Origin of the sequence: Neisseria subflava, assembly GCF_005221305.1 — a bacterium.
Classification (GTDB): domain Bacteria; phylum Pseudomonadota; class Gammaproteobacteria; order Burkholderiales; family Neisseriaceae; genus Neisseria; species Neisseria subflava.
Map to the genome: position 1 here is coordinate 104,012 of NZ_CP039887.1, position 12,976 is coordinate 116,987.

The 12,976-nt window shown below is 48.0% G+C and carries 13 protein-coding genes; 8 read left to right on the forward strand and 5 right to left on the reverse strand.

Going from position 1 to position 12,976, the window contains the following annotated elements:
* Window positions 1-77: 77 nt before the first annotated feature.
* Window positions 78-2,831: a preprotein translocase subunit SecA gene (gene secA, locus FAH66_RS00525; protein WP_137040158.1), complete on the reverse strand. Its 2,754-nt coding sequence runs from the start codon at window positions 2,829-2,831 to the stop codon at window positions 78-80.
* Window positions 2,832-2,985: 154 nt separating this feature from the next.
* Here secA and FAH66_RS00530 point away from each other — a divergent pair, with 154 nt between their 5' ends.
* The 8 genes from FAH66_RS00530 (at window position 2,986) to argF (ending at window position 9,315) form a co-directional block, all read left to right on the forward strand.
* The gene (locus tag FAH66_RS00530) at window positions 2,986-3,408 is read left to right on the forward strand and encodes a DciA family protein (RefSeq protein ID WP_167480297.1); all 423 of its coding nucleotides are present in this window, start codon (window positions 2,986-2,988) and stop codon (window positions 3,406-3,408) included.
* 291 nt (window positions 3,409-3,699) lie between these two features.
* Window positions 3,700-4,278 carry an azurin gene (azu, locus tag FAH66_RS00535; protein ID WP_137040162.1) on the forward strand — a complete coding sequence of 193 codons (579 nt, stop codon included), beginning with the start codon at window positions 3,700-3,702 and terminating at the stop codon, window positions 4,276-4,278.
* An 85-nt stretch (window positions 4,279-4,363) separates the two neighbouring features.
* A complete protein-coding gene (locus FAH66_RS00540; RefSeq protein ID WP_137040164.1) occupies window positions 4,364-4,873 on the forward strand; it encodes a hemerythrin domain-containing protein in 510 nt (169 codons plus the stop codon).
* A gap of 34 nt (window positions 4,874-4,907) precedes the next feature.
* Window positions 4,908-5,528: a glucose-6-phosphate 1-dehydrogenase family protein gene (locus tag FAH66_RS00545; protein WP_137040166.1), complete on the forward strand. Its 621-nt coding sequence runs from the start codon at window positions 4,908-4,910 to the stop codon at window positions 5,526-5,528.
* A 111-nt stretch (window positions 5,529-5,639) separates the two neighbouring features.
* Window positions 5,640-6,773: a succinyl-diaminopimelate desuccinylase gene (gene dapE, locus FAH66_RS00550; RefSeq protein ID WP_137040168.1), complete on the forward strand. Its 1,134-nt coding sequence runs from the start codon at window positions 5,640-5,642 to the stop codon at window positions 6,771-6,773.
* A gap of 99 nt (window positions 6,774-6,872) precedes the next feature.
* Complete coding sequence (locus FAH66_RS00555; protein ID WP_137040170.1) at window positions 6,873-7,418, forward strand: DUF1643 domain-containing protein; 546 nt, start codon at window positions 6,873-6,875, stop codon at window positions 7,416-7,418.
* A gap of 2 nt (window positions 7,419-7,420) precedes the next feature.
* Window positions 7,421-8,176 (forward strand): methylated-DNA--[protein]-cysteine S-methyltransferase, encoded by a 756-nt coding sequence (locus FAH66_RS00560; RefSeq protein ID WP_137040172.1) that lies wholly within the window; start codon window positions 7,421-7,423, stop codon window positions 8,174-8,176.
* Window positions 8,177-8,319: 143 nt separating this feature from the next.
* Complete coding sequence (argF, locus tag FAH66_RS00565) at window positions 8,320-9,315, forward strand: ornithine carbamoyltransferase (RefSeq protein WP_137040174.1); 996 nt, start codon at window positions 8,320-8,322, stop codon at window positions 9,313-9,315.
* Between the two features lie 99 nt (window positions 9,316-9,414).
* Here argF and FAH66_RS00570 read toward each other — a convergent pair whose 3' ends face one another.
* The 4 genes from FAH66_RS00570 to hemN all read right to left on the reverse strand — a co-directional run bounded on the left by FAH66_RS00570 (window position 9,415) and on the right by hemN (window position 12,937).
* A complete protein-coding gene (locus tag FAH66_RS00570) occupies window positions 9,415-10,401 on the reverse strand; it encodes a TraB/GumN family protein (RefSeq protein WP_070749358.1) in 987 nt (328 codons plus the stop codon).
* Window positions 10,402-10,439: 38 nt separating this feature from the next.
* Window positions 10,440-10,685 (reverse strand): DUF1289 domain-containing protein, encoded by a 246-nt coding sequence (locus FAH66_RS00575; RefSeq protein WP_049329517.1) that lies wholly within the window; start codon window positions 10,683-10,685, stop codon window positions 10,440-10,442.
* A 366-nt stretch (window positions 10,686-11,051) separates the two neighbouring features.
* Entirely contained in the window at window positions 11,052-11,384 is a 333-nt protein-coding gene (locus FAH66_RS00580) for a hypothetical protein (protein WP_137040176.1), read from the reverse strand.
* A gap of 131 nt (window positions 11,385-11,515) precedes the next feature.
* Window positions 11,516-12,937, reverse strand: coding sequence for an oxygen-independent coproporphyrinogen III oxidase (hemN, locus tag FAH66_RS00585; RefSeq protein ID WP_137040178.1), 1,422 nt, complete (start codon window positions 12,935-12,937; stop codon window positions 11,516-11,518).
* Between the last annotated feature and the right edge of the window lie 39 nt (window positions 12,938-12,976).

Genomic DNA, 12,976 nt, shown 5'->3' on the forward strand with positions numbered 1-12,976 from the left:
CAGGCCGTCTGAACAGATGCGAGAACGAAATCAAAGATTCTCGTTTCACCGTTCAGACGGCCTTTTGAGATGACTGTTTAGTTCAATTTACCGTGGCACTGTTTGTATTTCAGGCCGCTGCCACAAGGGCAAGGATCGTTGCGGTGAACAATCAGGCCGTTTTGTGCAAGCGCTTCAGGGCTGAAGTCTGTGCCGTCAGGATCGAACGCTTCTGTAACCAAATCGGTTTGCGATTGGCCGAGCAATTCTTCCATATCAGGCGCATCGGAGTGGACGGTTTGAACATCGCTGACGCTTTGTGCGGCAGTGTGGTCGTATTCGCTGTTGCGCTCGATTTGAACGGCGGTTAACAAAGCGGCAATGTTTTGTTTGATACCGCGCCACAGGTTTTCAAACATGGCGAAAGCTTCGCGTTTGTATTCCTGTTTTGGATTTTTCTGAGCATAGCTGCGCAGATGGATACCTTGGCGCAAGTAGTCCATAGCGGCGAGGTGTTCGCGCCATTGGTTGTCGATAACTTGCAGCATAACATTGCGTTCGAAGTCTGACATAGCCTGTTTGCCGACCAATTCGACTTTTTCGGCATATTCGTCTTCGATGCGCTTGATGAGGCGTTCTTTAATGTCTTGGTTGTCCAAAGTGCTGTCTTCTTTCAGCCAGCCTTTAATATCGACATGCAGGCGGAAATCGGCGGCAAGTTGGTGCTCCAGTGCCGGAATGTCCCATTGTTCTTCCATGCTGTCAGGTGGGATATGGTAATCAACCAAGTCGCTGATAACGTCGGCGCGGATTTCGCGGGTCAAATCGCTGACGTCTTTGCTGGTCAGGATTTCGTTACGTTGATGGTAAATCACTTTACGTTGGTCATTGGCAACGTCATCGTATTCCAAAACTTGTTTACGCATATCGAAGTTGCGGCCTTCGACTTTACGTTGTGCGCCTTCGATTTGACGGGTCAGCAGACCGTGTTCGATGGCAACGCCGCGCTCAGGTGCCAGGCGGTTGAGGATGGCGGCGGCACGGTCGAGTGCAAAGAGACGCAATAATGGGTCTTCAAACGACAGATAGAAACGGCTGGAGCCGGGGTCGCCCTGACGGCCCGCGCGACCGCGCAACTGGTTGTCGATACGGCGGCTTTCGTGGCGTTCTGTACCGATAATGTGCAAACCGCCTGCGGCCACAACTTGGTCATGTTCGGCTTGCCAACCGCTTTCAAGGGCGGAAATTTGCGCTTGTTTTTGCTGTTCGCTCAAGGTTTCATCGGCATGGATGGCTTCGATTTGATGTTTGAGGTTGCCGCCCAAGACAATATCGGTACCGCGGCCTGCCATGTTGGTGGCAACGGTAATTGCGCCGACTTTACCGGCTTGAGCGACAATTAATGCCTCGCGCTCGTGTTCTTTGGCGTTCAGAACGTTATGCGGCAGACCTGCTTCGTGTAACAAGCGGGAAACCAGTTCGGAGTTTTCGATGCTGGTTGTACCGACCAAAACCGGTTGGCCGTTTTTGTGGCATTCGGCGATGTCTTTGACGACGGCTTCGAATTTTTCTTCGGCTGAGCGGAAGATTTGGTCGTTGAAGTCTTTACGTTGTACAGGACGGTTGGTCGGGATGATGACGGTTTCGAGGTTGTAAATGCTTTGGAACTCGAAGGCTTCGGTGTCGGCCGTACCGGTCATGCCGGACAGTTTGTTGTACAGGCGGAAGTAGTTTTGGAAGGTAATAGACGCGAGCGTTTGGTTTTCGCGTTTGATTTCTACGCCTTCTTTGGCTTCAACGGCTTGGTGCAAGCCTTCGGACCAGCGGCGGCCGGCCATCAGACGGCCTGTAAATTCGTCCACAATCACGATTTCGCCGTCTTGGATAACGTAGTGTTGGTCTTTGTGGAACAGGGTGTGCGCGCGCAATGCAGCCATGAGGTGGTGCATCAGGGAAATATTGGCGGCAGAGTAGAGCGAATCGTTTTCCTGCAATAAGCCCATTTGGGTCAGGATTTGCTCGGCGTGTTCGTGACCGGCTTCGCTCAGGATAACTTGGTGTGCTTTTTCATCTACCCAGTAATCGCCTTCGCCTTCTTCGGTTTCTTGGCGGATAAGGTGGGCAGGAACGGCGTTCATCACGCGGTAGAGCTGGATGTTGTCATCCGCTTGGCCGGAAATAATCAGCGGTGTACGCGCTTCGTCAATCAAAATGGAGTCCACTTCGTCGACTACGGCAAAGTTCAATTCGCGCTGAACTTTGTCGTATTGGTCGGTAACCATATTGTCGCGCAGGTAGTCGAAACCGAATTCGTTGTTTGTACCGTAAGTAATGTCGGCACCGTAAGCAGTTTGGCGTTCGAAAGGTTGCAAATCGGCGACGATCACGCCGACGCTCAAGCCTAAGAAATTGTACAACGGCTCCATAATGCTTGCGTCACGGGAGGCGAGGTAGTCGTTGACGGTAACGACGTGTACGCCTTTTCCTGACAATGCATTCAGGTAAACGGCAAGGGTGGCCACCAGAGTTTTACCTTCACCGGTACGCATTTCGGCGATTTTGCCGTTGTGCAGGACCATACCGCCGATCAGCTGTACATCAAAGTGGCGCATGCCCAATACACGGCTCGATGCTTCGCGGCAGACAGCAAAGGCTTCGACCAAAATGTCGTCCAAGCTTTGTCCGTCGGCGAGACGTTGTTTGAATTCGGCTGTTTTAGCTTGCAGTTCTGTATCGCTCAAGGCCTGCATTTGTTTCTCAAGCGCGTTGATTTTGGCAACGGATTTACGATATTGTTTCAGCAGGCGGTCGTTGCGGCTGCCGAAGATTTTCTTAGCAATGTTTGTCAGCATGAATAATTCCTGCGCCTTGATATAATAGTGGGCGAAATTGGGATTTTAACACAAGCGCTTGTATAACGCGGTAATGCTGTTTGAAATAAAGGCGGTTTTGCTGTATTTCAATTGTAATTGTTTGGTTAATTTACTGAGAGGCCGTCTGAAACATATGGATTTAGCACAATTAGGCAAGCGCGATCATTTATTGGCAGGCTTGTTGCAACAATCGCAACAATGGCGGAAATTGGATGCAAAAATCAAAACGGTTTTGCCGGCCAACCTGCATCCGCATTTTCAGACAGCCTGCGTAGAAGACGGAAGATTGGTCTTGCTTGCCGCCAATAATATAGCTGCTTCGCGTTTGAAAATGATCCTGCCTGCCATGTTGCCCAAATTGCAAACATTGCATGCAGGCGTCAGGGAAGTGGTGGTCAGGGTAGTTCCCAAGCCTCCGACTCAACCGAAAACCAATAGTTTGAGATTGAGCGAGGCAGCTTTAGACAGCTTCGATGAGGCGGCAGCTAAATTGGAAGGCAAGCATCCCGAATTGGCGGCGGCATTGGCAGAATTGGTATGCAAGCATAGCCGTTAAAATTATGTTAGATGAGATTACAGTTAATAAATGTTAAAACTTATATCGTTCGGCTGATAGCATCTAATACTAAAGAAATACGACCTAGAAAGTATCTGTTTTCTTTTAGGTAAACTGATGTAAACTTGGCTTTAAACTTTGATTTCGTGTGAAGTTTGTAGCAAAATAACGCCTGAATTTCACATCACGCTATGCGGATAAATTTTAGTTTGGCGTTTGCCTTTTATTAATATATTCGTGTGGTGCTATTAATAGAACTTAACAAAACTCTCATCATTAGGAGATACATCAATGAAAGCTTATCTGGCTCTGATTTCCGCTGCCGTTATCGGCTTGGCTGCATGCTCTCAAGAAGCTGCAAAACCTGCTGAAGCCCCTGCTGCTTCTGCCGCTTCCGAAGCTGTCCCTGCAGAAACTACTGCACCTGCTGATGCGGCTCCTGCTTCTGAAGCCGCTCCGGCCGACGCTGCCGCTGCTCCTGCAGCCGGCAACTGCGCGACTACTGTTGAAGCCAACGACGCTATGCAGTTCAACACTAAAGAAATCCAAGTAAGCAAAGCTTGTAAAGAATTCACCATCACCCTGAAACACACCGGTACCCAACCTAAAACCAGCATGGGTCACAACATTGTCATCGGTAAAGCTGAAGACATGGACGGTATTTTCAAAGATGGCGTTGGCGCAGCTGACACTGACTACGTTAAACCTGATGATGCACGCGTTGTTGCCCACACCAAACTGATCGGTGGCGGCGAAGAATCTTCTTTGACTCTGGATCCAGCCAAACTGGCTGACGGCGAATACAAATTCGCTTGCACCTTCCCAGGTCACGGCGCTTTGATGAACGGTAAAGTTACTTTGGTTGACTAATCCGCCTAAAGCTCGAAAACAGACAGCCTGCCTTGCGCAGGCTGTTTTGTTATAATCTGGAAACATTAATTTAAGAATAAATCCTATGAATCCGTTTGAAACCAAAAGCGTTACTTTTGCCGAACCCATTGAAATGCTGTACGCCTGTCATGGCAAAGTGCGCCGTTTCTGCAGCCAGGTTGCCATGTTGTCGGACTATATTGCCGAAAACGGCTGCAATCAGGTTGTTTTGCAAACCATCCGCCAAATTGCCCAGTATTTCAACGTTGCCGCGCCGTTGCACCATGAAGATGAAGAAGAAAACTTCTTTCCGCTTTTGTTGCAATATGCGCCGCAAGCTCAAGAAAGCGTTGACGAGCTGTTGCGCCAACATGTCAGTCTGCATAGCAACTGGGACGGCGTAGCGGCTGAATTTGCCAAGCTTGAAGCGGACAATGCCTATATCCCTGATGCCGAAGCATTCAAACGTTTTGTCGCAGGATATGATGTTCATCTAGCAATTGAAGAGCCACTGTTTGATATGGGCAAAACCTTTATCCCCAAAGAAAAATTGACCGAAATCGGCGAAATTATGGCCGCACGCCGCCGCAAATAAGGCCGTCTGAAACAATTGTCTCAAGGAATACACTATGCTGACCCCAAAAAGTTGCGATTTGTTCAATATCCCTTTTTTCCAGTTTTCCCAGCTTAAAAAATACCAGCCTGAAAGCATTCCGCAAATCAAGGCAGACTATAAAGAAAACTGGCAGGTATGGCAGCAGCTGATCCAGCAGGTTGCCACCGAATTGGGTGCGCCGTTTGCGCCGCCGCATATTGAACGCTGGTGTAACGGCTGGCAGGTGCGCGCTCATTTCTTTGCCTATTTCAAATACGAACAATATAAAAATTCCGCAGCGATTTTATCGATTTTGCTGAATCGCCGCCGTTTGAGTGTCAGCTTGGACTGGCATTGCTATAAAGCCGATGTTTCCCCCATTGCGCTGCCTGATTACAACCGCTGGCTGGATAATTTTGATACTGAAAAATACGCTTCCTTCGATATGTGGCATGGTGCGGAAAGCGAATATGACGATTATCGTATCGTCGCCCAACAAAGCGACGGCGATAGAAAGCTTCGAGACGACAAAGATTTCTTCTGTATCGGGAAACACATCGAACGCGATGATTTGGGCAAGCAGGATGTCGCGAAATGGATAGTGGAAACAGTGGAAGAATTACTGCCGCTGTATGAAGCTTGCCATGGAAAATAACTCAGAATACTGAAAGGTAGACTGCCTATTCAGTATCTTCAAATAAATCAAGGCCGTCTGAAAATTATCTTCAGAACGTTTCAGACGGCCTGTTTCTCAAAGTGAACAAATATGACCGAAACGCAATCCTTAGAGCTTGCCAAAGAGCTGATTTCCCGCCCGTCCGTTACGCCGGATGACCAAAACTGCCAACAACTACTGGCCGAACGCCTGCAAAAAATCGGTTTTGCCGTAGAAGAGCTTCATTTTGGCGACACCAAAAATGTTTGGTTGCGACGCGGTACTCAGGCTCCGGTGTTCTGCTTTGCCGGACATACCGACGTCGTGCCGACAGGCCCTGTTGAAAAATGGGATTCGCCACCGTTTGAACCGACCGAGCGTGAAGGCCGTCTGTATGGCCGCGGCGCGGCGGATATGAAAACCAGCATTGCCTGTTTTGTTACCGCCTGCGAGCGATTCGTTGCCGAAAATCCCAATCATCAAGGCAGCATCGCGCTCCTGATTACTTCGGACGAAGAGGGTGATGCGCTGGACGGTACGACCAAAGTCGTCGATGTGTTGAAAGCGCACGGCGAGTTGATTGATTACTGTATCGTCGGTGAACCGACTGCCGTGGATAAATTGGGCGATATGTTGAAAAACGGCCGCCGCGGCTCACTGTCGGGCAACCTGAACGTCAAAGGCAAGCAAGGCCATATTGCCTATCCGCATTTGGCAATCAATCCCATGCATACTTTTGCCCCGGCCTTGTTAGAGCTGACACAAGAAGTCTGGGACGAGGGCAACGAATACTTTCCGCCGACCAGTTTCCAAATTTCCAATATCAACGGCGGCACAGGCGCGACCAATGTGATTCCGGGTGAGCTGAACGTCAAATTCAATTTCCGTTTCTCTACCGAGTCCACCGAAGAAGGGCTGAAACAACGCGTTCACTCCATCTTGGACAAACACGGCGTGCAATACGATTTGCAGTGGTCTTGCTCAGGCCAACCGTTTTTAACTCAGGCCGGAAAACTGACCGACGTGGCACGCGAAGCCATTGCCGAGATTTGTGGCGTTGAGGCCGAATTGTCCACCACTGGCGGTACTTCGGACGGACGCTTCATCAAAGCCATTGCCAAAGAACTTATCGAGTTAGGCCCATCCAACGCGACCATCCACCAAATCAACGAAAACGTACGTTTGGAAGATATTCCGAAGCTATCGGCAGTGTATGAAGGTATGTTGAAACGTTTGTTGAAGTGAAAAAGGCCGTCTGAAAAGATAGAGTAGATCGTTTCATTGTCAATTTTTTTAGAAATGAAGGATCAATTTTCGAGGTAGAAGTATTTTAGGATAGAAATAATGAATGACAAGGTAACAAAAATAAGGCCAGCTTATCCTGAGAACATGGAACCGAATTTATGTAAACCTGAAAAAAATGAAATTTATAGATATTTGCTTGGTAGGATGGGAAAAAAGCCACTGGTAGCTATATGTATGAATCCATCTGCTGCAAATATAGAATATAGTGATCTAACAATTAATCGGATTATTAAGGTAAGCGAAAAATTAGGTTATGATGGTTGGATTATAGCGAATCTTTATCCCGAAAGAGCCACGAGGGCTTCAAAGTTGGGTGCTTATAATAACAAACAACAAGAAAAGAATATTAAAATAATTATGAAATTTTTAAAAGGCAACGGAATTAAGGAGGTCTGGGGGGCTTGGGGTAATTTAAATTATTCTGTTTTAACTAAAAGTAAGAAAAAGCTTTTACCAAGGCTAAAGAAGGCTGATATTAAGATTTATACATTTGCTGCTCTTACAAAAAAAGGGGAACCAGTACACCCATTAAATAGAGTTGTAAAACAAGACTTCTCAAGAAAAATAAATTTTGATTTCTCTTGATCATGACTACCCTACCTTCTTTAAACAATCTTCCATCAAAGTGGAATGAAATCCGCGAGCAGTTGGAAACCGACTTTTCTGCCGACCTCGAAGCCTTGCTGCACGAGCGTCTTACTGAACACGAAGCCAAGCAGTTCGAGCAGGATTTTATTGACTGTATCGGTTGTACGCCTGAGGAATATGTCCGTATCCGCCGAGCTATCCGGCTATTGGAAACACGTTATCCAGATAGTCCAAACGAACTGACTGTTGCCGCGGTTGCTACGCCCTTGGGCGAGATGTTGGCGGTGTTTGGTAGCAAGGGTTTGTGTCTGCTGGAATTTGTCGGGCAGAAACATATGGAACAGGAAATCATGGCTGTCCAAAAAGCTTTACATGGGCAGTTTATTTTCCAAGAAAATGAGCAAACGCAACTTTTGCGCCAAGAATTGGATTTATACTTTCAAGGCCGTCTGAAAGTTTTTGCGACGCCTTTGGAAACGATAGGTACAGCTTTTCAGCAGCAGGTGTGGAACGCGCTGCTGACCATTCCTTACGGTGAAACGCGCAGCTACAAGGAGCAGGCGCAGCAGTTGGGTAATCCCAAAGCCATTCGTGCCGTTGCCGCCGCCAACGGGCAGAACAAGGTGTCTATCCTGATTCCCTGCCACCGCGTTATTGGCAGCGACGGTAAACTGACCGGCTACGCAGGCGGCTTGAACCGCAAACAGTCGTTGCTTGCCTTGGAGCGAGGCGAAGTTCAGACGGCCTTGTTCTGAGTTTTGATAGAGGATAAGGGGCCGCGCTTCGGGCAGGCTTCGCGCGTTAAAAAATTGAGTAGCAGAAGGTCGGGGAAGCCCGGAAAAATCTGCATGGAGAAAAATGTTGGGTAACGCCCACGCTAGAAAAAGAGAAATAAGACATGAGCCTGAAAAACCGCCATTTTTTAAAACTTTTGGATTTTACGCCGGAAGAAATTACTTCATATCTCGACCTTGCCGCCGAATTGAAGGCCGCTAAAAAAGCAGGGCGCGAGGTGCAGCAGATGAAAGGAAAAAACATCGCCCTGATTTTCGAGAAAACATCGACCCGCACCCGTTGCGCGTTTGAGGTGGCTGCACGCGACCAAGGTGCAGGGGTAACTTATCTGGAGCCTTCTGCCAGTCAAATCGGACATAAGGAAAGCATTAAGGATACCGCGCGTGTTTTAGGACGGATGTTTGACGGTATCGAGTATCGCGGTTTTGGGCAGGATGTGGTGGAAGAGCTGGCCAAGTATGCAGGCGTGCCTGTGTTCAATGGTTTGACCAACGAGTTCCACCCGACCCAAATGCTCGCCGATGCGCTGACGATGCGCGAACATAGCGACAAGCCTTTGAACCAAATTGCGTTTGCCTATGTCGGCGATGCGCGTTACAACATGGCCAATTCGTTGCTGGTGTTGGCTGCAAAACTGGGCATGGACGTGCGTATCGGTGCACCGAAAAGTTTGTGGCCGTCTGAAAACATTATCGAGACGGTACAGGCTGTTGCCAAAGAGACCGGCGGACGGATTCTGTTGACGGAGAATGTGAAAGAAGCCGTAAAAGGCGTGGATTTTATCCATACCGATGTGTGGGTCAGCATGGGCGAGCCTAAAGAGGCTTGGCAGGAACGTATTGATTTGCTGAAAGGTTACCGAGTTACGCCTGAGCTGATGGTGGCGGCGGAAAATCCGCAAGTCAAGTTTATGCACTGTCTGCCTGCTTTCCATAATCGCGAAACCAAAGTCGGCGAATGGATTTATGAGACATTCGGCCTGAATGGTGTGGAAGTAACGGAAGAAGTCTTTGAAAGCGAAGCCAGCATTGTGTTTGATCAGGCAGAAAACCGGATGCATACGATTAAAGCGGTGATGGTAGCGGCATTGGGCGATTGATTGTTACGCTCAACATTGCTTACTGCTTCATTTAATAGAGATTAAATAAAGGCCGTCTGAAAGAAAGACTTTCAGACGGCCTTGTTGTTTGATTGGGATTTATTGCCAAATCAGGACTTTGGGTTCGGGCGTTACTTGATAGCCTTCTTGACGCAATAGTTCGATTAAGCCTTTTTCGCTGGGTAAATGGGCAATGCCGACGGCAAAGAGGGTGCTTTGTTTGGCGGATTGCTTGCGGATTTCAGGCAGCCATGCCAAGTTACGCCGAATCAGGAGGTCGTTTTTCAGCCAATCGGACATGGCTTTGGCGTATTTGGTATCAACAAGTTTGAGGGTGCGTTGTTCGGTTTCTTCCAAAAGTGGGATGAGTTCTTCAAAGCGGCCGTCTGAATAGGCTTGATGGAGTTTTTTGATATCTTCGGTTTCTTCTTTATTGGTTTTAATACTGGCTTTCAGAAAGTTGAGCATGGTTTCTTCAGGCTGGGCTTTGAAGATCGCGGTAACATCATCCAAACTTTCTAATGAACCACGCGGCTTATTGATGTCGGCGGCTGCGTTGGTCAGCAACATATCTGCACCGGTTTCTGAGCTATACCCTTTGGGAAATGTACTGCCGGCAAAAATGAATGCCGCCCATGGATGGAGTTTGTCGGCAATTTGGGCGATGGGTCGGCTTTCTTCATTTTGTGAATAGATTTCTTGTAAAAGACGGAAATCTGTTTTGCCGAGCTTGCGGCTGAGCGGTTCGGTACTCATGACTTCTTTGAAGTATTTTTGATACATTTTTTTCGTTTCCGGACTGCTGTCCGGCAATGGGTCAACTTCTGTGGTCAGTTGGTCGGTGGATTGCAATAGTTTGACTGCATCGGAAGACAGGGTTTGATGGGTTCGTCCCATGTGGATGGTGCCGAGCAGGTAGGAATCAGGTTGGCCTTCTTTGCTGATTTTCCAAACATTGCTGGTCAGTTTAGGCTGCTGCCAGTTAAGTTCGGCAGGTTTGCTTTCGGGTGAAGTTGCGGCGGGTTTGCAGGCACCCAAGGCAAGGGCGGTCAATGGCACAAGCAGGCAGGCGAGCAGTTTTTTCATGTTTTTCCTTATTGTGGTGTGCGGTAGGCAAGGGCGATTTAGAAATCGAGCAGGTTTTGAACCGGATGTTCACCCGTTTCGGGTTTTTCCATTTTGCGGTTGCGGATTTTGGCCTTCCTGAGGGACAGGAGGTGCATGACTTGATGCTTTTGGCTGTCGGTCATCTGGAGCCAGTACAAGCGCTCTTCCCGACTGCGCAGACAGCCTTTGCAATAACCTTTGGCATTGGCTTCGCAGACACCTATACAGGGACTGGGGATGGGGAAAAAATCGGGTTGTTCCATATTTTAAAAGCGTTTGAGATAAGAGACCGGACAAACCGAAATTTCAGACTGCATTCGTATTTGTCTAAACACGGCAAGTGTATCCGGTAGGATTCCTACCAATATCCAATTGAGTTGGTCATTTCAATAAGTTTATATCTGCCACCCTAGGCATAAAAACCCTAAGAGAAACCATAAATATATCGCAGATTATATCTTGTACTGCAATGGTATCGTATCGATTCCAAACGAGGGAGCAAAGTGTACAGTAAGGTCTTCAAGAACAATTACGGTATGTTTGGCAGAATCATGTTTTAATACAAATCTGGAGTTCCTCTATATTTTGATTTTCAGACGACCTTATGCCTAGCTCCAACTATTTGCACTTTATGACTTAATCAGTTTGCGTAAAGACTGGTTGTTGTATTTGATATCGGCAATCATTCGGTCGTATTGATGCATTCTACGGAGTGAGCGGGTAATCAGATAGACCGAGAAAATAATCAAACTGATGTTCATCAGACTGACCAGTGAGAGCAAAGGCCAAACATCGATGGCTTCGTACCATTTCGATGTCGCAATCAGCGCACTGAAAATAGACAAAGGGAGTGCGAAAACGGCAATGCCCGTACGCATGATAGCAAGTGCCGTGCGTTTTTCAGCAAGGAGAAGCTGCACTTGATTGATGCTGAGGATATCGTTTTGCTGCTCGGTAATCATAGGATACGCGCCTATACAAATTAACTTTGAATCCTGATAAAGCGGAAAATATGGTTTTATGTTACCCGAAAGTATTGAAAATAAAAACAAAGGTCGTCTGAGAATTTTCAGACGACCTTGTCCATTCCTGTTTACACAGTTTGCGAGTATTTGGCTTTGGTTTCTTTATGGCGCAGATGGTAGTCGAACACCATGGCGATGTTGCGGATTAGGAAACGGCCCTTCGGCGTAACAGTCAGACTGTGTGGTTTGAGACGGACCAAGCCGAGGGTTTCCAGTTGCTTCATATCTTCCAGTTCGGCTGCAAAATAGCGGCTAAACGGAATGCCGAACACGCTTTCATAAATTTGATAATCAAGCGAGAAGCGGCACATTAAATCCTGAATGATGTTGCGGCGCAGGATGTCGTCTTGATTGAGCTGGTAGCCGCGCATAATCGGCAGATGTCCGGCATCGAGTGCGGCGTAATAGGCATCGATGTCGCGCTCGTTTTGGGAGTAGGTGCTGCCGATTTTGCCGATAGAGGACACGCCGATCGCTACCAAATCGCAGTCGGCATAGGTTGAATAGCCTTGGAAGTTGCGTTGCAGGAAGCCTTCCTTGAGGGCGATGGAGAGTTCGTCGTCAGGTTTGGCAAAGTGGTCCATACCGATGAAGACGTAGCCGCGCTCGGTCAGGGTTTGAACGCAATATTGCAGCATATCGAGTTTTTCTTCGCTGCCGGGAACGACATTGGTGTCGATACGGCGTTGCGGTTTGAAGATATGCGGCAGGTGGGCGTAGTGGTAGAGGGCAAGACGGTCGGGATCGAGGGACAAGACCGTGTCGATGGTGGTCTTGATGCTTTCGGTGTTTTGGTGCGGCAGGCCGTAAATTAAATCGACGCTGACTGATTTAAATCCGGCTTCACGCGCGGCATCAATCACTTCTTTGGTTTCTTCGTAGCTTTGAATACGGTTGACGGCTTCCTGCACTTTAGGGTCAAAGTCTTGAATACCGACACTCATGCGGTTGAAACCAAGTTTGCCCAGTTTGAGGACAGTTTCGCGGCTGACTTTGCGCGGATCGATTTCGATGGAGTATTCGCCGTTGGGAATCAGCTGGAAGTATTTACGAATCATGTCGAAGACGCGTTCGAGTTGGTCGTCTCTCAGGAATGTGGGCGTACCGCCGCCGAAGTGGAGCTGCGCGAGCTGGTGTCTTCCGCCCAAATGCGGTGCCAGCAATTCCATTTCTTTTTCCAGATACTGGATATAGGCATCGGCACGGCTTTTGTCTTTGGTAATGATTTTGTTGCAGCCGCAGTAGTAGCAGATGGTATTGCAGAAGGGAATGTGGATGTAGAGCGAAAGGGGTTTGTTAAGCGCTCCCGTATTGCGCAGGCTTAAAGCTTGGATATATTCGGCTTCTTTAAAGCCTTCATGGAAGCGGTCGGCAGTCGGATAGGATGTATAACGGGGACCGCTTGATGGCAAACTGGCAATCAATTCACGATCGAATTCCGGTAATTCGTTGTTTGTGTTGGTGTTATTTGAGATGGGGATGATTTTCATGGTCGGGCTTGTAGTATAAAGTAGGGAAATTAGGGAAAA

Excerpts from the sequence above, each read along its gene's own strand:
- FAH66_RS00560 (WP_137040172.1), top strand. The coding sequence starts at position 7,421 with ATGACTACCCTACCTTCTTTAAACAATCTTCCATCAAAGTGGAATGAA.
- FAH66_RS00540 (WP_137040164.1), top strand. The coding sequence starts at position 4,364 with ATGAATCCGTTTGAAACCAAAAGCGTTACTTTTGCCGAACCCATTGAA.
- FAH66_RS00530 (WP_167480297.1), top strand. The coding sequence starts at position 2,986 with ATGGATTTAGCACAATTAGGCAAGCGCGATCATTTATTGGCAGGCTTG.
- FAH66_RS00570 (WP_070749358.1), bottom strand. The coding sequence starts at position 10,401 with ATGAAAAAACTGCTCGCCTGCCTGCTTGTGCCATTGACCGCCCTTGCC.
- hemN (WP_137040178.1), bottom strand. The coding sequence starts at position 12,937 with ATGAAAATCATCCCCATCTCAAATAACACCAACACAAACAACGAATTA.
- FAH66_RS00545 (WP_137040166.1), top strand. The coding sequence starts at position 4,908 with ATGCTGACCCCAAAAAGTTGCGATTTGTTCAATATCCCTTTTTTCCAG.
- dapE (WP_137040168.1), top strand. The coding sequence starts at position 5,640 with ATGACCGAAACGCAATCCTTAGAGCTTGCCAAAGAGCTGATTTCCCGC.
- argF (WP_137040174.1), top strand. The coding sequence starts at position 8,320 with ATGAGCCTGAAAAACCGCCATTTTTTAAAACTTTTGGATTTTACGCCG.
- FAH66_RS00555 (WP_137040170.1), top strand. The coding sequence starts at position 6,873 with ATGAATGACAAGGTAACAAAAATAAGGCCAGCTTATCCTGAGAACATG.
- azu (WP_137040162.1), top strand. The coding sequence starts at position 3,700 with ATGAAAGCTTATCTGGCTCTGATTTCCGCTGCCGTTATCGGCTTGGCT.
- secA (WP_137040158.1), bottom strand. The coding sequence starts at position 2,831 with ATGCTGACAAACATTGCTAAGAAAATCTTCGGCAGCCGCAACGACCGC.
- FAH66_RS00580 (WP_137040176.1), bottom strand. The coding sequence starts at position 11,384 with ATGATTACCGAGCAGCAAAACGATATCCTCAGCATCAATCAAGTGCAG.
- FAH66_RS00575 (WP_049329517.1), bottom strand. The coding sequence starts at position 10,685 with ATGGAACAACCCGATTTTTTCCCCATCCCCAGTCCCTGTATAGGTGTC.